At 72.0% G+C, this 25,100-nt stretch carries 24 protein-coding genes; 13 read left to right on the forward strand and 11 right to left on the reverse strand.

Annotation, left to right across the window (positions count from 1 at the left end; genetic code table 11):
* Positions 1-209: 209 nt before the first annotated feature.
* The 3 genes from FB384_RS18950 (at position 210) to crcB (ending at position 1,753) form a co-directional block, all read left to right on the forward strand.
* Positions 210-854 carry a dihydrofolate reductase family protein gene (locus FB384_RS18950; protein WP_183785964.1) on the forward strand — a complete coding sequence of 215 codons (645 nt, stop codon included), beginning with the start codon at positions 210-212 and terminating at the stop codon, positions 852-854.
* 120 nt (positions 855-974) lie between these two features.
* Positions 975-1,379 carry a fluoride efflux transporter FluC gene (locus FB384_RS18955; protein WP_183786392.1) on the forward strand — a complete coding sequence of 135 codons (405 nt, stop codon included), beginning with the start codon at positions 975-977 and terminating at the stop codon, positions 1,377-1,379.
* Positions 1,376-1,753: a fluoride efflux transporter CrcB gene (gene crcB / locus FB384_RS18960; protein WP_183785966.1), complete on the forward strand. Its 378-nt coding sequence runs from the start codon at positions 1,376-1,378 to the stop codon at positions 1,751-1,753. The genes FB384_RS18955 and crcB overlap by 4 nt, the downstream gene beginning before the upstream one ends.
* Positions 1,754-1,781: 28 nt before the next feature.
* Here the strand turns inward: crcB and FB384_RS18965 are convergent, their stop codons facing one another.
* Entirely contained in the window at positions 1,782-2,735 is a 954-nt protein-coding gene (locus tag FB384_RS18965) for an LLM class F420-dependent oxidoreductase (RefSeq protein WP_183785968.1), read from the reverse strand.
* Complete coding sequence (locus FB384_RS18970; protein ID WP_183785970.1) at positions 2,732-4,828, reverse strand: S9 family peptidase; 2,097 nt, start codon at positions 4,826-4,828, stop codon at positions 2,732-2,734. Before FB384_RS18970 ends, FB384_RS18965 begins: the two co-directional genes overlap by 4 nt.
* 179 nt (positions 4,829-5,007) lie before the next feature.
* Here FB384_RS18970 and rocD point away from each other — a divergent pair, with 179 nt between their 5' ends.
* The gene (gene rocD, locus FB384_RS18975; RefSeq protein ID WP_183785972.1) at positions 5,008-6,264 is read left to right on the forward strand and encodes an ornithine--oxo-acid transaminase; all 1,257 of its coding nucleotides are present in this window, start codon (positions 5,008-5,010) and stop codon (positions 6,262-6,264) included.
* Between the two features lie 34 nt (positions 6,265-6,298).
* Entirely contained in the window at positions 6,299-7,666 is a 1,368-nt protein-coding gene (locus tag FB384_RS18980) for a DUF2252 domain-containing protein (protein WP_183785974.1), read from the forward strand.
* Positions 7,667-7,774: 108 nt separating this feature from the next.
* On the opposite strand, the gene FB384_RS18985 is transcribed toward FB384_RS18980, so the two are convergent.
* From FB384_RS18985 to FB384_RS19010, 6 genes are all read right to left on the reverse strand, one after another.
* On the reverse strand, positions 7,775-9,211 hold the full coding sequence (locus FB384_RS18985; RefSeq protein WP_183785976.1) for an NAD-dependent succinate-semialdehyde dehydrogenase: 1,437 nt from the start codon (positions 9,209-9,211) through the stop codon (positions 7,775-7,777).
* 160 nt (positions 9,212-9,371) lie between these two features.
* The gene (locus FB384_RS18990; RefSeq protein WP_183785978.1) at positions 9,372-10,787 is read right to left on the reverse strand and encodes an Nramp family divalent metal transporter; all 1,416 of its coding nucleotides are present in this window, start codon (positions 10,785-10,787) and stop codon (positions 9,372-9,374) included.
* Between the two features lie 63 nt (positions 10,788-10,850).
* Positions 10,851-11,468 (reverse strand): bifunctional 4-hydroxy-2-oxoglutarate aldolase/2-dehydro-3-deoxy-phosphogluconate aldolase, encoded by a 618-nt coding sequence (locus tag FB384_RS18995; RefSeq protein ID WP_183785980.1) that lies wholly within the window; start codon positions 11,466-11,468, stop codon positions 10,851-10,853.
* Positions 11,469-11,507: 39 nt separating this feature from the next.
* Positions 11,508-13,238, reverse strand: coding sequence for an IlvD/Edd family dehydratase (locus FB384_RS19000; protein WP_183785982.1), 1,731 nt, complete (start codon positions 13,236-13,238; stop codon positions 11,508-11,510).
* Positions 13,239-13,377: 139 nt separating this feature from the next.
* Positions 13,378-14,514 carry a mandelate racemase/muconate lactonizing enzyme family protein gene (locus tag FB384_RS19005; RefSeq protein ID WP_183785984.1) on the reverse strand — a complete coding sequence of 379 codons (1,137 nt, stop codon included), beginning with the start codon at positions 14,512-14,514 and terminating at the stop codon, positions 13,378-13,380.
* Positions 14,511-15,179 carry a GntR family transcriptional regulator gene (locus FB384_RS19010; protein WP_183785986.1) on the reverse strand — a complete coding sequence of 223 codons (669 nt, stop codon included), beginning with the start codon at positions 15,177-15,179 and terminating at the stop codon, positions 14,511-14,513. Before FB384_RS19010 ends, FB384_RS19005 begins: the two co-directional genes overlap by 4 nt.
* Before the next feature lie 128 nt (positions 15,180-15,307).
* On the opposite strand from FB384_RS19010, the gene FB384_RS19015 reads away from it, so the two are divergent.
* Complete coding sequence (locus FB384_RS19015; RefSeq protein ID WP_183785988.1) at positions 15,308-15,925, forward strand: phosphatase PAP2 family protein; 618 nt, start codon at positions 15,308-15,310, stop codon at positions 15,923-15,925.
* Here FB384_RS19015 and zapE read toward each other — a convergent pair.
* Positions 15,854-16,909: a cell division protein ZapE gene (gene zapE, locus FB384_RS19020; protein ID WP_183785990.1), complete on the reverse strand. Its 1,056-nt coding sequence runs from the start codon at positions 16,907-16,909 to the stop codon at positions 15,854-15,856. The two genes, FB384_RS19015 and zapE, sit on opposite strands and share 72 nt — an antisense overlap.
* A gap of 108 nt (positions 16,910-17,017) precedes the next feature.
* Here zapE and FB384_RS19025 point away from each other — a divergent pair, with 108 nt between their 5' ends.
* The 7 genes from FB384_RS19025 (at position 17,018) to msrB (ending at position 24,205) form a co-directional block, all read left to right on the forward strand.
* Positions 17,018-17,809 carry a pyrimidine reductase family protein gene (locus FB384_RS19025; RefSeq protein WP_407676097.1) on the forward strand — a complete coding sequence of 264 codons (792 nt, stop codon included), beginning with the start codon at positions 17,018-17,020 and terminating at the stop codon, positions 17,807-17,809.
* A 294-nt stretch (positions 17,810-18,103) separates the two neighbouring features.
* On the forward strand, positions 18,104-19,603 hold the full coding sequence (locus FB384_RS19030; RefSeq protein WP_323985310.1) for an alpha/beta hydrolase: 1,500 nt from the start codon (positions 18,104-18,106) through the stop codon (positions 19,601-19,603).
* 172 nt (positions 19,604-19,775) lie between these two features.
* Entirely contained in the window at positions 19,776-21,032 is a 1,257-nt protein-coding gene (locus FB384_RS19035) for an AMP-binding protein (RefSeq protein WP_183785994.1), read from the forward strand.
* 29 nt (positions 21,033-21,061) lie between these two features.
* Positions 21,062-21,745, forward strand: coding sequence for a TVP38/TMEM64 family protein (locus FB384_RS19040; protein ID WP_183785996.1), 684 nt, complete (start codon positions 21,062-21,064; stop codon positions 21,743-21,745).
* Between the two features lie 170 nt (positions 21,746-21,915).
* On the forward strand, positions 21,916-23,409 hold the full coding sequence (locus FB384_RS19045) for a serine/threonine-protein kinase (protein ID WP_183785998.1): 1,494 nt from the start codon (positions 21,916-21,918) through the stop codon (positions 23,407-23,409).
* Positions 23,410-23,457: 48 nt separating this feature from the next.
* Positions 23,458-23,757 carry a hypothetical protein gene (locus tag FB384_RS19050; RefSeq protein WP_183786000.1) on the forward strand — a complete coding sequence of 100 codons (300 nt, stop codon included), beginning with the start codon at positions 23,458-23,460 and terminating at the stop codon, positions 23,755-23,757.
* Positions 23,758-23,767: 10 nt separating this feature from the next.
* The gene (msrB, locus tag FB384_RS19055; RefSeq protein ID WP_183786002.1) at positions 23,768-24,205 is read left to right on the forward strand and encodes a peptide-methionine (R)-S-oxide reductase MsrB; all 438 of its coding nucleotides are present in this window, start codon (positions 23,768-23,770) and stop codon (positions 24,203-24,205) included.
* A gap of 189 nt (positions 24,206-24,394) precedes the next feature.
* Here msrB and FB384_RS19060 read toward each other — a convergent pair whose 3' ends face one another.
* A complete protein-coding gene (locus FB384_RS19060; RefSeq protein ID WP_183786004.1) occupies positions 24,395-24,808 on the reverse strand; it encodes a type II toxin-antitoxin system VapC family toxin in 414 nt (137 codons plus the stop codon).
* Positions 24,798-25,073 (reverse strand): FitA-like ribbon-helix-helix domain-containing protein, encoded by a 276-nt coding sequence (locus FB384_RS19065; RefSeq protein WP_183786006.1) that lies wholly within the window; start codon positions 25,071-25,073, stop codon positions 24,798-24,800. Before FB384_RS19065 ends, FB384_RS19060 begins: the two co-directional genes overlap by 11 nt.
* Positions 25,074-25,100 lie beyond the last annotated feature (27 nt).

Here is a 25,100-nt window from a genome sequence, read left to right on the forward strand (position 1 = left end):
CCTCGGTCGGTGCGCCGCCACCGCGGCGGCACACCCAGGGGTCGTCACCGAACCGGCCGACGCGACAGCCCAGGCGATCGGATGTCGGGAAATTGTGACCGAGAATTCCGGGGCGCGGGTGTCGCGAAACCGGCTGCCGGTGACGACCACGAGAAGAGCGCCGCACCGCGCGCTCACCACAGCCCACGAACGACCTCCGAGGAGACGCCATGACACAGCGAGTCCGGGTCCACTGCATCACCGTCACCGCCGACGGTGTCGGCGCCGGCCACGACCAGAGCTTCGACCGGCCTTTCGGCGACGTCGACCCCGGCGAGCTGTTCGCCTGGGCGGGTGCCACGGCCAGCTGGGTCAATCGCACCGAGCCCGGCGGCGACCGGGGACTCGACGACTGGATCACCCGCGACTTCGCCCACGGCATCGGGGCCGAGATCATGGGCCGCGGCAAGTTCGGTCCGCAGACCGGCCCGTGGTCCGATCACGAATGGCAGGGCTGGTGGGGCGACCAGCCGCCGTTCCGCACGCCGGTGTTCGTGCTCACCCACCATCCGCGGCCGAGTCTGACACTCGGCGAGACGACGTTCCACTTCCTCGACGCCACGCCGCAGCGGGCCGTGGAGCGGGCGAAGGGGACCGCGGACGGCGGTGACGTGCGCATCGGCGGCGGCGTCACCACCCTGCGTGCCTTCCTCGAGGCGGACCTGATCGACGACATGCACATCGCCGTCACCCCCACCGAACTCGGCAGGGGCAAACGCCTCTGGGACACACCCGACGAGCTGACCGATCGCTTCCATCTGGAACGCATACCGAGCCCGAGCGGGGTCGTGCACCACTTCTTCTGGCGGCGCTGACCGCCCCGCCAGCGGCCAGAGGCACCGTCGCCGGCCGTGGTCCACGACCTGGCCGCTGCGACCGGCGGGCAGGCCGTGGGCCGCGCCCGGCCGCGGGCGACCATCGGTGATGATGGGGCGATGACCGGGACCCGCCACTGGGACGTGCTACCCGCCGTGGCGGCGGGCGGCGCGCTCGGCAGCCTCGCACGCTACGGCTTGGGGGTGGCCCTGCCGTCCCCCGCGGGCGTGGCGACGCTGCTGGGCAACGTCGCGGGGTGTCTCGCCCTCGGCGCACTCATGGCCGTCCTGACGCGCAGGCCCGCACCGCCCCGGCTGCTGCGGCCGTTCCTGGGCGTCGGCGTGCTCGGCGGGTTCACGACGTTCTCGACGTATGTGCTCGACGCGCTCTCGACCGCCCGCGACGGGCACCTCGTCGCCGCATTCGCCTACGCCGCGGGATCGGTCCTGGCATCGGTGCTGGCGGTCGTCGCGGGCATCGCCGGTGTCCGCCGGCTGCTCGACCGCCCGCGGAGCGCGGCATGACGGCGGCCATGGTGATGTTCGGCGGGGCCGCCGGTGCGGTCCTGCGCTATCTCATCGACCTGCGGCTGCAGCGGGGCCGTGTCTCCGCCTTCCCCTGGGGCACGCTCACGGTGAACGTGCTCGGCTCGGCGCTGCTCGGGCTCCTCACCGCGTGGGTGCTGGCGACGGGCGCCACCGGTGGCGCGGCGTTCGCGCTGGCGGGGGTGGGGCTGTGCGGCTCGCTGACGACGTTCTCGACGTTCGGCTACGACACGGTGCGCCTGATCACCGAGCGGCGGCACGGGCACGCGGCCGCCAACGTCGTGGTGACCGTCCTCGCCGGATTCGCCGCCGCGCTCGCCGGCCTGCTCGCAGGCGGCGCCCTGTGGGGCTGACCCGCCGGCGAGCGAACCGGGCGATCGGTCACTCGGGCGCGAGCGCGCGCACCAGGCCCGCCGGATCGCCGCCCGTGGTCAGCGGCATCAGCACCGGCGTCGTCACGCCCGCCTCGGCGTAGGCGCGCACACCGTCCCGGCAGGCGTCCGGACTGCCGTGCACGACCAGCTCGTCGACCACGTCGTCCGGTACGAGCTCGACGGCACGTTTCCGGTCGCCCGCCGCCCACGCCTCCTGCATCGGTGCGAGCCGTTCGCCGCGCCCGAGCCAGTCGTGGAACGCGCGGTAGACCGGCACCGTCAGATAGGCGCAGATGTGCCTGCGTGCCAGCGCCCGTGCCTCGTCTGCGTCGTCGACCGGGCACACGAAGATGCGCGCCACCAGTTCGGCGTCGGCACCGAGTTCGCCGCGCACCGCCGGAACGTCGGAGGCCGCGAGCCAGTTGGTGATCGCCCCGTCGGATTCGCGGCCCGCCATCCGCAACATCCCCGGCCGCAGCGCCGCGACCATCACCGGCGGCGGCGTCTCGGGCGGGCGGCCGAGCCGGAACCCGCGGACCGTGAACGTCGGGTACTCCGCGGTGACCTTCTCGCCCGCCAGCGCGGTGCGCAGGAACCGCACCGTGTCGCGGGTGCGCGCGTACGGCTCGGTGAACTCGGCCGCGTTCCAGTTCTCCACGATGACCTGCGACGACGTCCCGACGCCGAGGACGAACCGGCCCGGCGCGCAGTCGGCGGCGCTCGCCGCGCTCATCGCCAGCAAGCCCGGACCGCGGGTGTACACCGGCGCGATCGCCGTGCCGAGCCGCAGCTCGGGAGCCCACTGCGAGGCCAGCACCAGCGGCGTGAACGCGTCCGCGCCGTTGGCCTCGGCCGACCACAGGTCCGTGTAGCCGAGATCCGGCAGCTGCGTGACGAGCTCGCGGTGCTCCGGCAGCGACAGTCCCTCGAGCGGAACCGTCAGCCCCCATCGGCCGGTCACGCACCCACCTCCGCGCCGAGTTGCTGCTTGAGCCAGCGCACCTGCGTGAGCATGAGGTTCTCGGCGACCTCCTCGGCCTGTGGCGTCATGTGCGTCGCCCCGGCCAGCGGCAGGAACGTGTGCGCCCGTCCCGCGGCCAGCAGCTCCGACGAGAGCCGCAGTGCGTGGGCGACGAACACGTTGTCGTCGGCGAGCCCGTGCACGATCAGCAGTGAGCGTTCCAGTTCCGGAGCGTCGGTGATCAGCGAGTTGCGCTCGTAGACCTCCGGCCGTTCGTCGGGGTCGCCGAGATAGCGCTCGGTGTAGTGCGTGTCGTACAGGCTCCAGTCGGTCACCGGGGCGCCCGCGACGCCCGCGGTGAACACGTCCGGCCTGCGCAGGACGGCGGCGGCCGCCAGATAACCGCCGAACGACCAGCCGCGGATGGCGACCCGCCCGAGGTCGAGGTCGCCGAACCGCTCCGCCGCAGCGTGCAGCGCGTCGACCTGGTCGGCCAACGCGACGTCGCCGAGGTCACCGGCCATCGCCCGTTCCCACTCCGGCCCGCGCCCCGGCGATCCCCGGCCGTCGACGACGAGCACGGCGAATCCCTGGTCGGCCAGCCACTGCGGGGTGAGCATCGCGTTCCTGCTGCGCAACACCCGTTGTGCGTGCGGCCCGCCGTAGGGATCGAGCAGTACGGGCAGCGGCCCCTCGCCCGGTTCGTGACCGGTGGGCAGCACCAGCGCCGCACGCAGCGCGCGCTCCCCCAGTTCGAGCCAGTGCACGTTCGGCACCAGGCCGGGGTCGGCGGCGACGGACGCGATGTCGCCGACGCGCTCGCCCCCGGCCAGCACGGAGACGCGAATGCCGGCGTAGTCGGGGCTCCACGAAGCGAGCACCGCCGTCTCGGCCGTCCCGGCTCCGTTGTGGACACCCACCCCGTCCGACAGCCGCCGCACCGCACCGCCTTCGGTGCGGTAGACGTGAATCTGGGTCGGATCGTCGTCGGAGGCGCTGAACAGCACCTCGTCGCCGACGTCGATGACCGAACGCACCTGCAGGTCCGTGCCCGTCACGGGGGCACCGTCGACGAACAGCCGGTACGCCCCTTCGGCGACACCGACGTGCACCAGCCGCCCGTCCGGGGTCCACGCGGGGACCCCGGGGACGATCTCGACCCAGTCCGGGTCCTTCTCGGTGTGCAGCAGCCGCGTCGACCCGTCGGTGACGTCGAGGGCGCGGATCTCGAGGCACTTCTGGTCCCGCGACTGCACGGTCAGCAGCGGCGGCCCACACGCCGACCAGTGCACCGCCACGAGGTATTCCCATTCGCCGGCCGGCACGTCCACCCGGACCCCGTCGAGCGTGACGACCGCCAGCGACACGGCGACGTTCGTGGTGCCGGCCGCCGGGTAGGCGACCGTGTTCACCGGTGCCGCGGGGTTGGCCGGGTCGGCGATGTGCCAGCGCGGCACCTCCGAGCGGTCGCTGCGCTGGACGAGCAGGCTCCGCCCGTCCGGCGACCACCAGTAGCCGCGCACCCGGCGCATCTCCTCGGCCGCGATGAACTCGGCCAGCCCCCAGCTGACGTCCTCGTCGTCGGTCTCCTCCGGCCCGGCCACGACCCGATCGTCACCGGTCGCCAGGTCCACCACGTGCAGCCGCCGGTCCGCGACGTAGGCCACGTGGGTGCCCTGCGGATTCGGCCGCGGATCGATCACCGCGGCGTCCACGAGCATCCGCGCCGCACCCGTGGCGAGGTCGGCGGTGTAGAGCCTGCCGGACAGCGAGAAGGCCGCGACCGCGCCCTCGGCATCGGTCGCGTAGCCGACGACACCCCCCGACGTCTCCCGCGCACGCTCGCGCCTGGCCCGTTCCTCGGCGGGCAGGTCCTCCTCGCCGGGCAACAGCTCGGCCGCATCGACGAGTTTCGATTCCTCGCCGGAGGCGACGTCGAGTTGCCACAGGCTGTTGCGCCGGTCGTGGCCGGATTCGGAGCGGAGGAACAGCACGCGCTCGCCGTCGGGCGTGGCCTGGAACTGCCGGGGCGTGCCGAGCGTGAACCGTTGGGTGCGGGCCTGTGCGCGGAGGAAGGAGAGATCGTCTGTCACGGAAGGACACTCTGGCAGACCCGGCAGCCGCGCTGCCACGGCCGCGGCCGCGGCGCCGCACAACTCGCCGCCGCGGGAACAACGAATCACCGCTTGATGCGGACGAGCACGCAACGATCCTCGCTTCTGCGCAATGCATTCCGGCTGATCTCGGCACCGATCGGCCCTAATCTGAACGCATGACGACGTTCGCCGACCGCACTGCCGACACGCCCACGCCCTCCGAGGCCGCCCCGGCGGCCACGGCCGACTACATCGCGCTCGACGAGCAGTGGAGCACGCACAACTACCACCCGCTGCCTGTCGTGATCGCCGGCGGCGAGGGCGCCACCGTCACCGACGTCGACGGAACGACGTACCTGGACTTCCTGTCCGGCTATTCGGCCCTGAACTTCGGGCATCGGCACCCGGATCTCGTCGCCGCCGCGACCGCGCAGCTGGACCGGGTCACGCTGACCTCCCGCGCCTTCCACCACGACCAGTTCGGCCTGTTCTGCCGCGAGCTCGCCGAGCTGACCGGCACCGAGATGGTGCTGCCGATGAACTCCGGCGCCGAGGCGGTCGAATCCGCCATCAAGGTCGCGCGCAAGTGGGCCCACCGCGTGAAGGGCGTGCCCGACGGGCAGGCGCGCATCGTCGTCGCCTCCGACAACTTCCACGGGCGCACCACGACCATCGTCTCGTTCTCCACCGACGACGACGCACGCGCCGACTTCGGTCCCTTCACCCCGGGCTTCGACGTCGTGCCCTACGGCGACGCCGAGGCGCTCGCCGGTGCGATCACCGACCACACCGCGGCGGTGCTCGTCGAACCGGTCCAGGGCGAGGCCGGCGTCATCGTCCCGCCCGCCGGATACCTGGCCGAGGTCCGCAGGCTGTGCGACGAGGCCGGCGCCCTTCTCATCGCCGACGAGATCCAGTCCGGCCTGTGCCGCACGGGCACGATCTTCGCGCTGGAGCACGAGGGCGTGCGGGCGGACCTGTACACCCTCGGCAAGGCCCTCGGCGGCGGCATCGTGCCGGTGTCGGCCGTCGTCGGCCGCCGCGACGTCCTCGGCGTGCTGCGGCCGGGGGAACACGGCTCGACGTTCGGCGGCAACCCGCTGGCCTGCGCCGTCGGTCGTGCCGTGGTGCGGCTGCTGTCGACCGGCGAGTTCGCCGAGCGTGCCACCGCGCTCGGCGAACACCTCCACGGCCGACTGTCCGGGCTCGTCGGCCACGGCGTCAGCGCGATCCGCGGCCGCGGGCTCTGGGCGGGGGTCGACATCGCCCCCGGCGGGCCGACCGGCCGGCAGGCCTCCGAGGCACTGCGCGAACGCGGCGTGCTCTGCAAGGAGACCCACGGCTCGACACTGCGGATCGCGCCGCCGCTGGTGATCACCGAGGCCGAACTCGACCGCGGGATCGACGCGATCGAAGCCGTGGTTACCGGCTGACCCCGGCGGTACCCGGCGCGGGCAGAATGAGGCCATGATCGATCTGCGCACGCCGGTGAGCACCGACGAGGTCGTCGCCCGTGGCAAGGCGTTGCGGGACGCGACGCCGCCCACCTCCCACGACCACGACGCGGCGAATCCGCAGCGCCCGGACGTGCTCGCCTACATCGAGGCGAGCAACGCCGGACGACTGCCGCATCTGCTGCCGTTACGGCACGGCCGGATGGCCGCATCCCCGTTCGCCTTCTACCGCGGCGCCGCCGGACTGATGGCCACCGACCTGGCGGGGACGCCGTCGAGCGGACTGCACGTCCAGTTGTGCGGCGACGCCCACGCGGCGAACTTCGGGCTCTACGGCACCCCCGAGGGCGAGATCGTCATGGACATCAACGATTTCGACGAGACCGTGCCGGGGCCGTGGGAGTGGGACCTCAAGCGCCTCGCGACGAGTCTCGTGCTCGCGGGCCGCGAAGGCGGCGTGTCGGACGGGAAGTGCTTGAAAGCGGCCGAGGACGTCGTGAAGTCCTACCGCCGCACGGTGCGCGAACTCGCCGAGGTGCCGTTTCTGCGGTCGTGGAACGCGCTGCCGGACTCGTCGGTCGTGGAGAAGGCGAAGGCCGACGAGCTGATCGACGACTTCGAGAAGGCCGCCGCGAAGGCGCGGAAGAACACGAGTGCCAAGATCGCGGCGAAGCGCACCGAGGAGTATTCCCACGGTTCGGGCGAGAGCGAGTGGCGGTTCACCGAGGAACCGCCGAAGCGCACTCGCGTCGACGATGCCACGGCCGACGCCGTGATCGCCGGCCTCGAGTCCTACGTGGACACACTACGGGAGTCCCGGCGCAACCTCATCGCCCGCTACTCGGTGTCCGATGTGGCCTTCCGCGTCGTCGGCACCGGGAGTGTCGGCCGCCGCGGGTACATCGCACTGCTGCGCGGCAACGGCGACGAGGCACTCGTGCTGCAGCTCAAGGAGGCATGCCCGTCCGCGCTGGCCGACGTCCTCACCCCCGAGCCGTGGGATCACGAGGGACACCGCATCGTGCACGGCGCACGCCTGGTGCAGGCCGAGACCGACATCCTGCTCGGCTGGACGACGATCGAGGGCAGGGCGTACATCGTGCGCCAGTTCCGCAACATGAAGGGCGACATCGACCCGACCGGTCTCGACGGCGGGCATCTCGACGACTACGGCAGGCTCGCCGGGGCGCTACTCGCGCGGGCCCACACCCGTTCGCTCGACCCGCGCCTGCTGGCGGCCTACTTCGCCGAGGACAGCGACATGGACGAGGCGGTCGGCCGCTACGCCGTGCGCTACGCCGACCGGACCGAGGCCGACCACGCCGAACTGGTCGCCGCCATCGACGCCGGCAAGCTCGCGGCCGAGTCCTCCGACGACTGAGCCGAGGACGAGGATCCGGTCCGAGAACGACACCGGTTGGAGAACGACCGAGCCGGGCCGGTCCGGCGCCGTGGCGGATGCCGCTGCGCCGGACCGGCCGGGAGTGGCTCAGTGCGCGATACTGACCGAACGGGTGTTCAGGTAGGCCTCCATCGCCTCGGGGCCGCCTTCGGAGCCGTAGCCGGAGTCCTTCACGCCGCCGAACGGCAGCTCCGCCGACGGCATGGCGGGCATGTTGACCCACAGCATGCCCACTTCCACCTTCCGCGTCAGCGTGTCCGCGGCGGCCAGCGAGCGGGTGAAGGCATAACCGGCGAGCCCGTAGGACAACCGGTTGGCCTCGGTGATCGCCTCGTCGAGGTCGGTGAACCCGCGGATCGCGGCGAGGGGTCCGAACGGCTCCTCGTTGAACAGCCGCGCGTCGGAGGGAACGTCGTCGAGCACGGTCGGCGCCCAGAAGTTCCCGGCGTCGCCGATCCGTTCACCTCCCGCGAGGGTGGCCGCCCCGCGGCCCACGGCGTCGTCGTACAGCGAGGCCATCGCGTCGAGGCGCCTGCTGTTGGCCAGCGGACCCATCTCGGTGCCCTCGGCCAGGCCGTCACCCACGGACACGCCGGTGGCCGACTGCGCCAACGCCTTGGCGAAGTCCTGCCGCACCGACTCGTGGACGAGGAACCGCGTCGGCGAGATGCACACCTGGCCCGCGTTGCGGAACTTGGCCTTGGCCATGATCTTCACGGCGCGCTCGACGTCGGCGTCCTCGCACACGATCACCGGCGCATGTCCGCCCAGCTCCATCGACACCCGCTTCATGTGCCTGCCGGCGAGCTCGGCCAGCTGCTTGCCGACCGCGGTCGAGCCCGTGAACGTGATCTTGCGGATCACCGGGTGCGCGATCAGGTACTCGGAGATCTCCGCGGGATCGCCGTAGACGAGCGCAAGGACACCCGCGGGCAGGCCGGCGTCCTGGAACGCGCGCACCAGCGCCGCCGGACTGGCCGGCGTCTCCTCCGGCGCCTTCACGACCATCGAACAGCCCGTGGCCAGGCAGGCGCCGAGTTTGCGCACCACCTGGTTGATCGGGAAGTTCCACGGCGTGAAGGCCGCCACTGGGCCGACCGGGTCCTTCACCACGAGCTGGCGGATCGTCGGGTCGCCGCGATGCGGCACCGTGCGGCCGTAGACGCGCAGCCCCTCGTCGGCGAACCAGTCGATGATGTCCGCGCCGGCCAGGATCTCGCCCTTGGCCTCGAACAGCGGCTTGCCCTGCTCACGGGTCATCAGATCGGCGATCTCGTCGACCCGCTCGCGCACCAGTCCGGCGGCGCGGTGCATGATCGCGGCCCGCTGCGCGGGCGTGTAGTCACGCCACACCTCGAAGCCACGGCGCACCGAGTCGGCGGCGAGGTCGAGGTCCCGCCGCGAGGCGCGGGCCACCTGGCCGATGACCTCGCCGGTCGCGGGGTTGTGCACGTCGAGGGAACGTCCGTCCTCCCCGTCCCTCCAGTCGTCGTCGATGAAGAGCCGGGTGTCCGGATAGGTCATCTCGGAAAGCCTCCTTGATCGCGTGCGCTCGGTTTGCGGCAACGGGTGACGGGCGCCGCGGCCGGAACGGCAACGGGCGCGACGTCGCGGCGGGATGCACCGGGTGGTTCCCGCGCGCCGGCCACCCCCGACGGTACCGCGCATCGCCACCTACCCGCCGCTATGCGCCCGACAGTTCGAGACCCACCACCTCCATCACGGTGTAGACCGCCAGCAGCGTGATGGCGACACTGCTGATGACGAAGGCGACCGTGAGCCACCCGTTGCGTTTGAACCGCGCGTCGACCTCCGTGGCGCGCAGCCGCCACACGGCGACGAGCACCGCCAGCAGGAAGATCCCGGTCGCGATCGCGCCGATCTGCATCAGCACCAACGGCGAGCGCACGAACAGGAACATCACCATCCAGAGGACCGGCAGACACACCGTGAAGATCTTCAGTACCCGCGCACGGACCCTGGCGTCGTACCAGTCGATCACACCCATCAGCCCGAGCGTGTTGGTCCACAGCCGGGGTACCGCGGCCGCCGAGGCGATGTTGGTGGAGAACAGCACACAGATCGCACCGACGAGGAACAACGCCTCGGCCCACGGGCCGAGAGTGTCGGTGTACATCCGCGAGACGGTGGTGATCACCTGGTTGCCCTCGGGCACCAGATTCTGCGAGTGCAACACGCTCGCACCGACCACGTAGAACGACAGCGTGGCCACCGTGCAGATCAGCCACGAGACGAACACGTCCAGCTGCATCACCTTGATCCAGCCCTCGGCGCGCCGCGCCCGTTCCTCCGTGCCGTCGTCTGCGCCGGTCCAGCGCGCGTACCCCTTCTCGAGGCACCAGTAGGTGTAGTTGGTCATGTCGTCGGCACCGACGCCGGTCGAGCCGAACATCGCGACCGCGAGGCCGACCGTGCCTGCGGGAATCGCGAAGCTCAGGCCGTCGCCGAAATCTCCGGGGCTGTACGCGAACGGCGTGAACGGCAGCGCCAGCACGAGCGCCACCGTGCTCAACGTGAACAGCGCCACCGACCACGTCGTGATCATCTCGACCACGCTGTAGCGGTTGCTGCGCAGCAGTCCGATGGTGAGCGCGGTGACGATGACGGCCCACGTACTGAGCGACGCGCCGCTGAGCGGCTCACCCACGATGGGCCACAGGATCGAGAACGCGGCCGCGGCACCACCGATCACGCCGCCGCGCTGGAAGTTCTTCGCGATGTCGAGACCGATCCACAACCAGTTGATCCAGCCCATGGGGCCGATCTTCGGCGGGATCGTGGAATAGCCCGCCAGCGCGGTCCTGCCGTTGAGGATCGCCCAGCGGGCGAGCTCCATCTGCACCCACACCTTGACGGCGGCGCCGACGATGACCAGCCACAACAGGACGAACCCGGCGCGAGCCCCCAGCGACGTCGTGACAAGCAGTTCACCCGATCCCACCACCGAAGCGGTGAGCACGATGCCGGGACCGAGGTGACGCAGCCTGCCGCGCAATGTCGTCGGCGGCTCTCTGACGTCGTCCGCGCGGAGCCGGTAGGGGTCCTCGATGGGAGTGTCGGGCACGTCCTTGGTCGACATGACGAGGCTTCCTTTCGGGGTCGGCGTCGTTGCCGGGAGGCCTGGTGGACGGGTGTGGAGCTGCTAGCTCACCGCCTCGACGAGGCGGCGTGCCTGTGTGCGCACCGTGTCCGGGTCGCCGGGGACACCGAGCAGCTGCACGCCGACGCCCACACCCGCGCAGCCCTCGTCCAGGCACGCACGGGCGAGGTCGGGGCCCACGCCGCCGGTGGCCAACATCGGAACATCGGGCAGCGGCCCCTTGAGTTGCCGGAGGTGTCCCACGCCCACCGGGGCGATCGGAAACACCTTCACCACGTCGGCGCCGAGCCGCACCGCCTGCACCACCTCGGTCGGGGTGAACGCGCCGGGCACCGCACCGAGCCCGAGTTCCTTCGCCCGCTCGATGACGGCTTCGTCCACGTGCGGGGAAACCACGAACCGAGCGCCCGCCTCAGCGGCACGCGAGACGTCGTCGGCGGTCATCACGGTGCCTGCACCGAGGGCGAGGCCGTCGCCGTACTCGTCCCGCAACGCGCGGATCACGGCGAACGGCTCGTCGGAGTTCAGCGTCACCTCGAACAGCCGGATTCCCTCGTCCCGCAGCAACGCGGTGAGGTCGAGACATTCCCGTATGGACTGTCCGCGGTAGATCACCATCGCGCGGTGCTGCCGGACCTGTCGGAGGACGTCGTCGGCCATGGTCTCCTCACCTTCTGCGGGGACGGTCGGTTCGGGCCACTACAGGTGCCTGCGGGGCACGGCGTGTCCCCGTCTGCCCACGAGGAAGTCGAAATCGGCACCGGTGTCGGCCTGCCGTACGTGGGTGCGATACAGCCACTCGTAACCGGATCCGGTCCCGGTCGGCGCCGGGCTCTCGGCGGCTCTGCGGCGGAGCTCGTCGTCGGACACGTCCATGTCGATCCGTCGGCCGGGCACGTCCAGCGTCACGCGATCACCCGTGCGCAGCAGTGACAGCGGCCCACCTCGTGCCGACTCGGGCGCGACGTGCAGCACGACCGTCCCGTAGGAGGTGCCGCTCATCCGCCCGTCGGTGATGCGCACCATGTCCCGCACTCCGGCGTCGAGCAACTTCTTCGGGATGGCCAGGTTGCCGATCTCGGGCATGCCCGGATAACCCGCAGGCCCGGCTCCCCGCACGACGAGCACCGTCGAGGCGTCCACCGGAAGATCCGGCGAGTCGACCCTGGCGTGGTAGTCCTCGATCGTGTCGAACACGAGCGCCGGGCCCGTGTGCCGCACCAGGTCCTCGGATGCCGCCGACACTTTGATCACCGCACCGTCCGGTGCGAGGTTGCCGCGAACGACGGCGGTGTGGGAACCGGCCTCGTGCACCGGTTCGGCCCGGGTGCGGACGACGTCGGTCCGCCAGTTCGGCGCGTCGGCGCAGTTCTCACCGAGGCTGCGGCCCGTCACGGTGGCGGCGTCGGTGTGCAGCAGCTCCCCCAGTTCGCGGATCACCGCGGGCAGCCCGCCCGCATGGAAGAACTCCTCCATGAGGAACCGGCCGGACGGCAACAGATCCACCAGCAGCGGGACATCCGCGGCGAGCGTGTCGAAGTCGTCGAGCGCCAGCTCGACCTCCGCGCGCCCGGCGATCGCGAGCAGGTGGACCACGGCGTTCGTCGACCCGCCGATAGCCGCGTTGACACGGATCGCGTTCTCGAACGACCGGCGGTCCACAACGGACGACGGAACGAGGCCTTGCTCCACCATGTCGACGATCCGGCCGCCCGCCTGCTCGGCGATGCGGTGCCGCTGCGCGTCGACGGCCGGGATCGCGGCGCTGCCGGGCAACGAGAGACCGAGTGCCTCGGTCAGGCAAGCCATCGTCGAGGCGGTGCCCATCGTCGTGCAGTGCCCGGCGCTGCGGGACAGGCAAGCCTCGGCGGCAGCGAAGTCCTCCCGGCTCATCCGGCCCGCGCGCACCTCTTCGCTGAACTGCCACACGTGCGTACCGGATCCCGCGTCGCAGCCCTGGAACTTACCGTTCAGCATCGGGCCGCCGGTGACCATCACCATCGGGAGGTCGGCGCTCAGCGCGCCCATCAGCTGCGCCGGGACGGTCTTGTCGCAACCGCCGAGCAGCACCACGCCGTCGAGCGGGTTGGCACGCAACGTCTCCTCGACGTCCATGGCCATGAGGTTGCGGAACTGCATGGCCGAGGGCCGCATCAGCGTCTCGCCGAGCGAGATCGTCGGGAATTCGAACGGGACCCCACCGGCCATCAGTACACCGCGCTTGACGGCCTCGGCGACCTGCCGCAGGTGTGCATTGCACGGAGCCAGGTCCGAGGCACTGTTCGCGATGCCGATCACCGGACGCCCGTCGAACATCGACGCCGAGTACCCCTGGTTGTACATCTTCGACCGATGCACGAACCCGAGCTTGCCGTCGAGCCCGAACCACGCCTGGCTGCGACGGTCGGACCGGGTGTGTTCTGACGCCATCGTCACTCCACCGTGAGCACTCTGTGCATGCAATGAACTTGTGCAGCATATGATCTCGCCAAATTACATGCAATATCCGGATAGAGCCGGCTCCATGCATCGTTCGACCGCGGGCGCGCGGCCGTCCATGCGCCGACGCTCAGGCCACGGCACGGTCCTCGGACTCGGTGACCGCCGCCACGGCGGCCTCGTCGAGCCGGACCCCGAGCCCGGTCCGCCCTGGCACGTCGATCACCCCGCCGGACGGCGTAGGCGGATCACGGAGCAGCGGATCGCGCAGCGGGTTGTCCCTGACGTCGTACTCGACCGCGGCCACCGGCTCGGCCAGGGCGGCGAGCTGCAACGTGGCGGCGAAGGCGACCGCTCCCCCGTACAGGTGCGGGAAGACCCGCTTGCCGTGCGCCGCCGCGAGCTGGCAGATCGCCATCGTCTCGGTCAACCCGCCGGTCTTGGCCAGATCCGGTTGCAGAATCGCGACCGCAGGCGACGCGGCGAGGGAACGGAACTCCTCGACGCCGTAGTGGTTCTCTCCCGTGGCGAGGACCAGCCCGGTGCGCCGGTGCAGCTCCTCGAGCCCGTCGAGCGGATTGCGCCGCAGCGGTTCCTCGAGCCACGACACATCCGCGTCCCGGAGCAACGGCGCCATCGCGACCGCCTCGGCCACATCCCACGCCTGGTTCGCGTCGGCGTACAAGGCCACATCGGGGCCCACCGCATCGCGCGCGGCCGCGAGGTTGCGCTCGTCGGTCGCGCGGCCGAAGCCGAGTTTGACCTTCACCGCGGTGTGTCCTGCCGCCACGCACGACCGCGCCATGGGCCCGACGTGATCGGGCCCGAGACTGCTCGCGTACACCGGAACTCGGTCCCGGACCCTGCCCGCCCCGAGTGCCGCGACCGCACACCCCGCACGCTGTCCCGCGAGGTCCCACAGCGCGAGGTCGGCGCCGCTGATGGCCTGCCGGATCGGACCCGGCGCGCCCCACTGCCTGCCCAGCGGGTCCAGCTGCGTGCACAGGAGCCGGTGCAGCGCCGCGATCCGCGTCGCGTCCTCACCCCGCAGCAGCGGGAACACACCCTCCCGCAGGGTCGCCACCCGTTCCCGCACGGCCCACGGCGGATAGTTGGTCCAGCTCTCCCCCCTGCCGGTGAGTCCGTCGTCGGTGGTCAGCTCCACCAGCACCGCGGAACGGTGGCGCAACGGGGAGAACGACATCGCGATGCCGTCGCCGACCGGGGCGCGCATGACCCGCAGGCGCGCGTCGACGATGCGGCTCATGCACCCGCCTCGGCCTGCTGTTGCAACAGGACCCGCAACCGGAAGATGTGGGCGCGCGCCGCCTGTTCAGCGGCCGTGGCGTCGCCGGCGTCGATCGCGGTGAGGATTGCACGGTGGTCGTCGAGCGCCTGCCGGGGCCCCGAGGTGACCGTCGTCGTGCGCATGGCGAGCCGGACCTGCGTCTGCACATCATCCAGGAGCCGGACGACCTCGGCGTTGCCGCAGGCCTCCCGGATGAGCCGGTGGAACCGCAGGTCCGCCTCGGTGCTCGCCGCGAGATCCGCCGTGCGCGTGGCGGCCTCGTGATCCTCGAGCGTCTCCTGGAGTGCTCGCACCAGCCTGCGGCCGGCGTTCTCGACCGCCAACCGGGCCGCCAGCCCTTCGAGCACCTCCCGGACCTCGTAGATCGCGACCAGTTCGGCCGCCCCCACGTACGCAACGACGGCACCCCTGCGCGGTTCCTCCCTGGCGAGGCGCTCCTGCACCAGCCGCAACACCGCGTCGCGCACCGGACTGCGGCTGACCTCCAGTCGTTCGGCGAGCGCGGGCACACTCAGCCGCGCACCCGGGGGAAGCTCACCCGTGAAGATCATCTCGCGCAGTCGTTCGCAGACCGCGTCGGCGACCCTCGTCCGGGCCGCGGTCGTCTCGTTCACTCCGGCCATGACCCGATTTTACATGCAATCGCAGCCCGTTACATTCCCTGAGCAGGTCACGCGCCGAGGTGCGATCCACCCCGGCCCGACCGCGCCGCGCCCGGCACTCCCCACCGGCACCGCCCTACGATGCCGCCATGCCGCTCGCGTTCGCCTGCATCGTCGTCCTGTTCGGGACGGGTGCCGTCGTCGCGGGCGGACGGTCGCCGACCGCCGTCGACGCACCCGTGGCCGCGTTCGCCGAACGGTTCGACACGGGCGTGCTCACCGCCCTGGTGCTACCGACCGAGCCTCCGGTGTGGCTGGCGATCCTCGCACTGCTCACCGGAGGCGCACTGTGGCGGCGCCGCTGGGATCTCGCGGCAGCGGCCGTCGCCTGCCCCGCGCTGACCATCGCCCTGACCACCTGGGTGTGCAAACCGCTGTTCGCCCGCTGGTACGACGACCACCTCGCCTACCCCAGCGGGCACACCGCCGCCCTCGTCTCGACACTCACCGTGGCGATCCTGATGGCCCCGCCCTCGTGGCGCCGCATGCTCGTGGCCGCCGCCGTCGCGCTGACGGCACTCGCCGGACTCGGCATGGTCGGCCTCGGCTACCACTACGCCACCGACGTCGTGGGAGGTGCCGCGCTCGCCGTGGCCGCGACGCTCATCGTGGCGAGGCTGGCTGTCGTGGCGCGACTAGCCGTGCGAGACCGGCGCGGACGCCTCGGCGTCCCGCGCGAGAGCCGTGAGCCTGCTGACGGCGCGTAGGTACTTCTTGCGGTAGCCGCCGGCCAGCATCTCCGGGGTGAACAGCGCGTCGAGCGAGCCGCCGGACACCAGCACCGGGATCGCCCGGTCGTAGAGCCGGTCGGCCAGTGCCACCAGCCGCAGCGCGATGGCCTGGTCGTCGGCGGCGCGGATGCCGCGGATGTGCACCGCCGGCACCCCGTCGACCAGCCGGCCGTACGCGGACGGATGCAGGCTCGCCAGGTGCTCGCACAGCGCGTCGAAGTCGTCGAGTGTCGAGCCGGGGCGCTGCTCGGCCGACGCGAGAAGCGTGTCCTCGGACAGTGCCGCGGGTGGCTCGGGCAGGCCGCGGTGCCGGTAGTCGGGTCCGTCGACGCGCACGACGCCGAACTTCGCCGACAACGCCTGGATCTCCCGTAGGAAGTCCTCGGCCGCGAAGCGGCCCTCCCCCAGCTTGTCCGGCAGCGTGTTCGAGGTGGCGGCGACGAACACGCCCGCCGACGTCAACTCCTTGAGCAGCCGGCTGACCAGCATGGTGTCGCCCGGATCGTCGAGTTCGAACTCGTCGATCGCCAGTAGCCGGTGCTCCGACAGCCGCCGCACCGCCTCCCCGAACCCGAGCGCGCCCACGACGTGGGTCAGTTCGACGAACGTGCCGTACGACTTCGGCCCGGGCACCGCGTGCCAGATCGACGCCAGCAGGTGAGTCTTGCCGACCCCGAAGCCGCCGTCCAGGTACAGCCCGAGCTTGCCGTCGCCCGCATCGCCGCCGGATCCCCTGCGGCCGAACAGCCCGCGCAGCCCGGACCGCTTGGCGCCGGCCGCGCCGACACGCTCGGCGAAGGCATCGCAGTCGGTGATCGCGGCGGCCTGACTCGGCTCATCGGGATTGGGAATGTAGGTCGAGAGCCGCACGTCGTCGAACCGCGGCGGGGGCACGAGCGTGGTGATCAGCTCGTCCGCGCCGATCTCGGGACGACGCTCGGTCAGCTTCTCGACAGCCATGTTCCTCAGGTTAGTCCTCGCCCCCACCCGTCCCGTCCCCGATGTGACCTGGGCCGCCAAGCGCCCAACGGTGCTGCGGACCACGACGGCACATGCTGGGATGGCGGAGTGCATCAGCTGTGGCCCCTGCCGACCGCATCCGATCCCGGCACGACGTCCGATCCCAGCGCCGGCCCCGCCGCTCCGCCGGAACTGTCCGACGAGGACCTCGAAGCGCTCTACGGCTACCCCGCCGACCTCGACCGCCCGTGGGTCCAGGCCAATTTCGTCACCTCCGCCGACGGAGCGGTGAGCGTCGACGAACGGTCCGACGGCCTGTCCAGCACGGCCGACAAGCGAGTGTTCCTACTCGGCCGCGACCTGGCCGACGTCGTGCTCGTGGGTGCGGGCACCGCGCTGGCCGAGAACTACGGCGGCGCCCGCACCACCGAGACCCGCCGGGCACGCAGACACCGCCACGGTCTGTCGGACGTGCCGCCGATCGCCGTCGTCACCCGCCGCTGTTCGATCCCGCCGGACGCGCCGGTCATCACCGACACCGCGGTGCCCACCCTGGTCGTCACGGCCGCCGACGCACCCGCCGACCGCAGGGCCGCGCTCGCCGACGCGGGCGCCGAGGTACTGCTAGCCGGGGAGGACACGGTGGACCCGGCCACGGCGATCCGCCTGCTCGACGAACGCGGCCTCCGCCGTATCGACTGCGAGGGCGGACCGCACCTGCTGGCCTCCCTCGTGGCCGCAGACCTGGTCGACCAGCTGTGCCTGACTTACGCGCCGCTGCTGGCCGGGCCCGGACCGGGCCGGATCGTCGCGGGTCTGCCCTCGACGCCCCGGGACATGACGCTGCGGTCGCTGCTGCACGAGGACGGGTTCCTGCTCGCCCGCTACCGGCGAGCCTGACACGGTGACGGGGACGGCCCGCCCCCGTCACGTACGCGGGCTTCCGGCCCGGCAGGCGACCGCCGGACCAGCCGTCCCGGAACGACGCTGCGCGCCGCCCGGTCCGGAAGCATTTGCCACCGGGCGGCCCTCACGGCGTGCTCACCGCCGCCGTGCGACAGTAACGCCGCGCACCGGCCTCGGTGCGCCGTAGCCGGTGCGCGCCCGCTCAGCGCGGGGCACCGCCGAACGACCCGAGTGAGGACCTGACCGTTGCCGCGCCGCCATCCGCCACGTCGCCGGTACCGACGGGCCGTGCTGGCCGCCCTGCTGCCCGTCCTCGTCGTCGCAGGCTGCACGGTCGGCCCCTCGACCCGGCCCGCCGTCGTCCAGAACGACGCCCCGGCGCCCACCGACCGCGACCGGGAGGAGTCACAGCAGCCGTTGCCGCCGCTCGGCGAGCCCGGACCGTCCGCACTCGACTGGTCGGACTGTGCGGCCGACACCCGGCAGCAGTTGGGCGGCGCCGCACGCCGGAACCTGACCTACGAATGTGCGTACCTCACGACCACCCTCGATCCGCCGGGCATGCCGGGGCAGGGACTGGCCCGCATGTCGGTCCTGAAGGCCGGCAACGGCCCGGTGCCGCTGGTCGTGGTCAACGACGTCGACGGCCGGCCCGGCACGCTGTACGCGGCGCAGCTGGCCGCGACGCTGCCCGACGAGCTGCTGGAACGGTTCTCGCTCATCGGCGTGGACCGTCGCGGCACGGGCGGTTCCGACGCCGTGCGCTGTATCCCGTCCGACGAACGCGCGACGCTGCTCGACAGTGACCCGTCGGCCGGGGTCGAACGGCCGCTGGACGCCGCCCGCACCGCGGGGCAGCAGTGCGCCATCGCGCTCGAGGACGAACAGGGCGCCCTCGACAGTGAACGCACCACCAGCGACCTCGACACGCTCCGCGAGCACCTCGGCATGGACCGGCTCCACGCTCTGGGCCACGGCGAGGGTTCCCGCGTGCTCGCGATGTACAGCGCCCGCTTCCCCGGCAAGACCGGGCGGATGGTTCTCGACGGGATGCCGGACCCGTCCGACGATCAGGCAGGCGTGCTGGGTGGTGTCGCCCGTGACGCGGAAGCCACCCTCGACGCCGCGGGCGAGCAGCTCGGCCGCGATCTGCGCGCCGACGTGACCGCGCTGACCGACCGGCTCGGCCGCGGCGCGCCGCCGACCTCCGACGGCTACCGGCTCACCCCGCAGCTCGCCCTCCGCGCGGTGCTGACCGGGCTGGCCGACCGGGATCGCTGGTCCGACCTGGCCGACGCCGTCGCCTCGGCGCGCGCCGGCGACCCGAACCCGCTGTTCCGGTTCGTCCGCCCGCACCTCGTCGAGGATCAGGCCTCGGCCGCCCGGCTCGACGGCACGATCGCGACACGATGCAACGACACGGCCACCCGACTGCCTGCGGACCAGCTGGCCTCGACCGCCCGCAAGCTGGCGCGCGACCATCCCGTCTTCGGCGCGACCGTCGCCCAGGAACTCGTGTGGTGCAGCCCGTGGCCCACCCGGTCCGACCGGAGCGGCGGGATCGCCTCCGACAAGGCCCCGCCCATCGTGGTCGCCAGCACCGAGACCGATCCGGTCACGCCGGGGAAGGGAACCGTCCGGGCCGCGGACCAGATGCCGTCCGCGGTGCAGGTGTCGTGGAAGGGAGCCGGACACGGCGCGCTGAGCTCGTCGTGTGTGACCGACGCGGTCCGAGGCTTCCTCGTCGACGGCGACGTGCCGCGGGACGGCACGCTCTGCCCGGCCTGACCCGATCCTCGGGACGGCCCGACACCCCGGGTCGGCCGGCTCCGGCTCCGGACCGCGCCATCGGTTCCCCGTCCCGGGCTCGCGCGGGCCGTGCCCACCGGTGTCGATCATGACAGGCGCCCGGCCCGCGATCACTTGACGGAGGGCATGGGGAATGTTTCGCTGGCGCGCGGTGAATCTTCTGTCGTTGCTCTCCGGTCTGACCAAGCACGACCCACACGCCATCATCGCGATCGACGCCGATCCCGTGCAGCCCGTCCACGTGAGCCGCTCCGAACTGTGGCGGCGCACGCTGCAGCTACGCGCGGACCTGGCGACGGCGGGTGTGGGGCGTGGTGACGTCGTCGCCGTGTGCCTGCCGAACTGGTCCGACCTGTTCGGCTGGCAGATCGCGACGGCCTCGCTCGGCGCGTGCGCCCTCGGACTCGACCCCGCCGCCCCGGTCGCCGACCTGGCCCGCGCCGTGACGGACGCGCGGCCGCGGGTGCTCGCGCTCGACCGGGACGTGCCCGTGGCACTCATCGACCGCCTCCGCGCCGAACGCGCCGCCTCTCCGGGTGATCCGGCGCCCGCCGTCGCCGTCGTGCCCGGTCCGCGGTCCGAGCCGCCGGTCGACCCGTCGCCGTGGGACCTGGGTGGCGGCGCATGGCAGCCCAGCGCCGCCACCGCGGGTATGCCGATGCCGGAGACCGGCGGCGACGAACCCGCCGTGGCGTTCGCGCCGGGCCTGGCGTGCTACCGGGAGTCGGTCGTGGTGCGGCACGCGACCTCGACGGCGACCGCGCTCGGACTCGGCGACGGCGACCTCGTCGTGTGCACCCGCCCGGCGACGCGGCCGATCGCGTGGTCGTTCGCCCTCGCCGCGCTCGCCGGAGGGGCGACGTACCTGTTCGACCCGAATCTCGACGAATCCACCCTGCCCGGCGAACTCGCCCGGTTCGGCGCCACGCACCTGGCCGCCGACGAGCCGACCGCCATGCGGCTGGCCAAGTCCTGCCACGCCCACGGCCGCGACGCCGGTGCCTCACTGCCGGCGCTCCGGTGGGTCGGCATCGCGAACGCCACCTCCGCCGATGCCGCGCAGAGCCTCGACGAACTCGGCATACCGGCCCGGGGCTTCTACGCCCCGTCCGGAGTGCTCGCGCCGTTCGCGGTGTGGCCCACCGGCAGACCGACCGCCGACCGGTGGCTCGGCGGCGGTCACCCGGTGTGCGCCGACGTCGACATTCGCGTGACCGACCCCGAGTCCGGCGAACCCACGGCCGCCGGCGAGAGGGGCGTGATCGAGCTGCGCGGCGCCTGCGTGCCCGAACCGCGTTCCGGCACCGACGAGACGGCCGACGCCGAATGGTTCACCACCGGTGATCTGGGCACGCTGACCGCCGGTGGGGACGTGCGCTACGACGGCTCCGTCCACCACGACGCGTGAGCGGCCCCACGGTCCATTACGGTTGATCCGTGCCGCGCCGGACCAAGCTGTTTCTCGGGATCTCGCTGCTCGCGGCATTCGTTCTCGCGGCACTGCTGCTGCCGATCCCCACCCCGGCGGAGATGCGTGCATGGGCCGACGAGGCAGGTGGGGCCGGCGCGGCCGCATTCCTGGTCGCCTACGTCGTGTGCACGGTCGCACCCATCCCCCGCACCGTGTTCAACCTCGCCGCGGGACTGCTGCTCGGGCACGTCGCAGGCGTGCTCGTCGCGACCACCGCCACCGTCCTCTCGGGCCTGTGCGGCTTCCTGCTCGCACGCCTCCTCGGCCGGGAGTTCGTCACCCGCCACCTGCACCGCACTCCGGTGCACGCGGTCAACGCGCGACTCTCCGGCGGCGGTATGCTCGCCGTCGCCTCGCTGCGGCTGATCCCGGTCGTGCCGTTCGCACCGCTGAGCTACTGCTGCGGTGTGTCGTCGATCGCACTTCGGCCGTACCTCGTCGGCACCGCGCTCGGCAGCGTGCCGGGCACGATCGCCGTCGTCGTACTCGGTGACGCCCTGACCGGCGGCACGCCGCCTGCGCTGCTGGTCTGTTACGCCGTGTTCGCCGCACTCGGCGCAGCCGGCCTGCTGCGTGTCATCCGAACGGCGGCACCGGCCCGCGGCCCCATGGCCGACACGGCGTCCCGGACGGACGAGGCAGCCGACTAGTCGGCAGGCGGTTCGGTCGGGCAGGCCGTACCGGGCAGCTACACTCGACACGGGCGCTAGCGGGGTGGCGCACCGGTCCTTCCGAGAACTCGAGCCGTCCCGGCATCGGCGACGGACTCGAGCAGCAGCCGAGCAGTACCCGAGGAGTAGGCGTCATCGACACCGGTCAGTTGGTCGCAGGCCACTATCGCCTCGTAGAGCACGTCGGCAGCGGCGCCATGGGCATCGTCTGGCGCGCCGTCGATGAACGCCTCGAACGGTCGGTCGCCGTCAAACAGATCCTGACGCAGCCCGGCCTGTCCGAGACCGAGCGCACGACCGTGCGCCAACGCGCCATGCGCGAGGCGAAGAACGCGGCCCGGTTCCAGCACCCCAACGCCATCGTCGTGTTCGACATCGCCGAGCACGACGGCGACCCCGTGCTCGTCATGGAGTACCTGCCGTCGCAGAGCCTGTCGGCGATCCTCGCCGAGCGTGGCCCGCTGCCGGTACCCGAGGTCGCGCGCATCGGCGAACAGGTCGCGGCGGCGCTGGTCGCGGCCCATCGCGCGGGCATCGTGCATCGCGACATCAAGCCGGGCAACCTGCTGATCGACTCGGCCGGCGTCTGCAAGATCACCGACTTCGGCATCTCGCGGGCCAGCGGCGACCTCACCCTCACCCAGACCGGGCTCATCGGAGGGACGCCCGCGTATCTCGCCCCGGAGCTCGCCCGCGGCGCCGACCCGACACCGGCGTCCGACGTGTTCGCCCTCGGCGCGACGCTGTACCACGCGATCGAGGGTCTGCCGCCGTACGGCGACAACACCAACCAGCTCGCCCTGCTGTACTCCGCGGCGAACGGCCAGATCAACCCGCCCCAGTACTCGGGCCAGGCGACCGCGCTGCTGATGAGCCTGCTGCGCACCGAGCCCACGGAACGCCCCACCATGAGCGAGGCGCAGGACCAGCTCGCTCAGCTGGCCGGCGGCGCAGCCGCGGCCGGTGTGCCGCTGGCGGCTACCGCGGTCTCGCCCGCCGTCTCCGACCACGGCGGAGGCCGCAAGCCCGCCGCACCGTGGCAGCGCAACGACCAGCCGGCGGCTCCGCAGGCGACCGCCACCGACAGCCCGGCCGTGGCCTCCTCGGCCTCGGCGGCTGAAGGCGCGAACGGCGGCACGGGCGGCAGGCGGCGGAAGCCACTGCTGCTGGCCGCGCTCGGTGTCGCGGTGCTCGCCCTGGCCGCCGTCCTGGTGTTCGCGCTCAGCGGTGACGACGAGCCCGCGGCGGGCGGGGGCCCGTCGCAGACACCGCAACCCACGTCGTCGTCGGCGGCCCCGTCGTCGAGCACCCGTTCCGACGCGGGCGAGCCGGTGTCCTGGGGAGAGGCGGGCGCGCTGGTCGGCGAGTTCTACAACGACCCCGACTGGGACCAGCTCACCCCGGCCGCGCAGGCCGTGTACGGCTCGGAGGACGAGTTCGAGACGTACTGGGACGAGCACAGCCTGTCCGGTTGGTCCGACGCGTCGGCCCCCAACGGCGCCAACGGTGACGGTTCGGTCGACATCCAGGTTCAGCTCGACTTCGGCAACGGCAAACAGCCGCACACCGTGCGGGTCGTCAGCTCCGGGGGCGAGCTGAAGCTCGACGGCGACACCCGGCCGGCCGCCGCCTCGTCGCGCTGACCGGCGACGAGGTGGGCAGGCCATCGCACATGTCCTACCGTGGGCACCATGCCGGATGACGACATCACCCGCCGTCGGCGGCTGTTCGACGACGAGCTCGTCGGGCTCGACCCGGACGATCCCGAGGCCCAGGAGTTCGCCGACCACCTGAACCGGATGCAGCGCGCCGATCCGGCGTTCACCGTCGAAGGGTCGCTGCGCGGGGTCGCCGACTTCGCCGAGGGCAGCACCCGTGCGAGCGGGCTGCGCTGGTGGACGGCCGTGGTGATCGTTCTGCTGCTTCTGCTGGGTGTCGTCGTCGGGGCCTGGGACCAGCTGAGCGCCTTCGTCGCGCATCTGACCGGGTAATCTGGACGGTATGGATCCCGCCGCGAACACCACTCCTGCCGAGACCACTCCGCGCGTCACCAAGTCCGACGACGAGTGGCGTGCAGAACTGGACCCCGAGGCGTATGCCGTGTTGCGCAAATCCGCCACCGAACGCCCGTTCACCGGTGAGTACACCGACACCACCGCCGAAGGCGTCTACGAGTGCCGGGGCTGCGGAGCCGAGTTGTTCCGTTCGACGACGAAGTTCGAGAGCCACTGCGGCTGGCCGTCGTTCTACGATCCGGCCGACTCGGACGCGGTCATCCTGCGCAAGGACGCGTCCCTCGGCATGGTGCGCGTCGAGGTGCTGTGCGCCTCGTGCCACGGCCACCTCGGGCATGTCTTCGAAGGCGAGGGCTACGCGACGCCGACCGACCAGCGCTACTGCATCAACTCGGTCGCGCTGCGCCTCGTGCCGGCCGAGTGAGGGCCGCCTTCGCGTGAGGGCCCTGCCGCCTGCGAAGACGGCGCCTGAGAAGACGGCCGCCTGAGAACACCGTCGAGAGAGAACATCGTCGAGAGAGAACACCGTCGGGCGAGAGCGCTGCCGAGTGAGAGCGCCGCCGCGTGAGGGCCTGTGGCAACTCACGGGACCTGGCGTCGCGCGGGGCGCGCCTCACGCACCGGCGTGGACGACCTCGACGTGGCACGGCAGACCGTGTGTTCTTCCCAACCGCGCATCCGCGGTGACCAGGGGCAGGTCGAGCCGCGCGGCCAGACTCACGTACAGCCCGTCGTAGAACCGCACGCGGTCCCGCAGCTCCCAGGCACCGCGGTTCAACGGCCCCGCGTGGGGATAGCGTTCGTCGACCAGGAGGTCCATCGCGGCCAGCGCCGCCGATGCACCGTCGGTCGAGAGGTCACCTCGCAGCACATGCTTGCGCAGCACGTCACCCACCTCGGCGTCGACGAGGTGTGGCGCGTGCACCGCGCCGGCGACGAGACGTCTCCCCAGTTCCTCGGCCCGCGAAGTCCGCTCGGTCAACAGCACCACCAGCGTCGAGGCGTCGGCCACGACCTCATCGCCCACGATGCGACGCGTCCTCGTCTTCCGGCCACCGGCCCCGGATGTCGTCGAGATCGGACACGACACTCTCCGTCGTCACGCCCGGCTCGTCCCGGTCCGCCAACTCCGCCCGCACGCGTTCGAACACCGAACGCTTCCGTGCGACCCGCGCCAGGAAACCCGTCTGCTCCCGCATGTAGGACTGCAGCGACTTGCCCTCCGCGCTGGCCGCCGCGCGCAGGGCCTCGTACTCCTCGTCCGGGATGTCACGGATCTGAATGGTCGCCATAGCGCCATTTTAGCGCTACAGCGACCG

This window comes from Prauserella sediminis (assembly GCF_014195435.1).
Taxonomy (GTDB): Bacteria; Actinomycetota; Actinomycetes; order Mycobacteriales; family Pseudonocardiaceae; genus Prauserella; species Prauserella salsuginis.

What these genes read in the sequence shown, in the direction of transcription:
- FB384_RS18990 (WP_183785978.1), bottom strand. Translation starts at nt 10,787, where the DNA reads ATGTCGACCAAGGACGTGCCCGACACTCCCATCGAGGACCCCTACCGG.
- FB384_RS19010 (WP_183785986.1), bottom strand. Translation starts at nt 15,179, where the DNA reads ATGGCCGGAGTGAACGAGACGACCGCGGCCCGGACGAGGGTCGCCGAC.
- FB384_RS18955 (WP_183786392.1), top strand. Translation starts at nt 975, where the DNA reads ATGACCGGGACCCGCCACTGGGACGTGCTACCCGCCGTGGCGGCGGGC.
- FB384_RS19000 (WP_183785982.1), bottom strand. Translation starts at nt 13,238, where the DNA reads ATGGCGTCAGAACACACCCGGTCCGACCGTCGCAGCCAGGCGTGGTTC.
- FB384_RS19050 (WP_183786000.1), top strand. Translation starts at nt 23,458, where the DNA reads ATGCCGGATGACGACATCACCCGCCGTCGGCGGCTGTTCGACGACGAG.
- FB384_RS18985 (WP_183785976.1), bottom strand. Translation starts at nt 9,211, where the DNA reads ATGACCTATCCGGACACCCGGCTCTTCATCGACGACGACTGGAGGGAC.
- rocD (WP_183785972.1), top strand. Translation starts at nt 5,008, where the DNA reads ATGACGACGTTCGCCGACCGCACTGCCGACACGCCCACGCCCTCCGAG.
- FB384_RS19015 (WP_183785988.1), top strand. Translation starts at nt 15,308, where the DNA reads ATGCCGCTCGCGTTCGCCTGCATCGTCGTCCTGTTCGGGACGGGTGCC.
- FB384_RS18980 (WP_183785974.1), top strand. Translation starts at nt 6,299, where the DNA reads ATGATCGATCTGCGCACGCCGGTGAGCACCGACGAGGTCGTCGCCCGT.
- crcB (WP_183785966.1), top strand. Translation starts at nt 1,376, where the DNA reads ATGACGGCGGCCATGGTGATGTTCGGCGGGGCCGCCGGTGCGGTCCTG.
- msrB (WP_183786002.1), top strand. Translation starts at nt 23,768, where the DNA reads ATGGATCCCGCCGCGAACACCACTCCTGCCGAGACCACTCCGCGCGTC.
- FB384_RS18950 (WP_183785964.1), top strand. Translation starts at nt 210, where the DNA reads ATGACACAGCGAGTCCGGGTCCACTGCATCACCGTCACCGCCGACGGT.
- FB384_RS18995 (WP_183785980.1), bottom strand. Translation starts at nt 11,468, where the DNA reads ATGGCCGACGACGTCCTCCGACAGGTCCGGCAGCACCGCGCGATGGTG.
- FB384_RS19005 (WP_183785984.1), bottom strand. Translation starts at nt 14,514, where the DNA reads ATGAGCCGCATCGTCGACGCGCGCCTGCGGGTCATGCGCGCCCCGGTC.
- FB384_RS19065 (WP_183786006.1), bottom strand. Translation starts at nt 25,073, where the DNA reads ATGGCGACCATTCAGATCCGTGACATCCCGGACGAGGAGTACGAGGCC.
- zapE (WP_183785990.1), bottom strand. Translation starts at nt 16,909, where the DNA reads ATGGCTGTCGAGAAGCTGACCGAGCGTCGTCCCGAGATCGGCGCGGAC.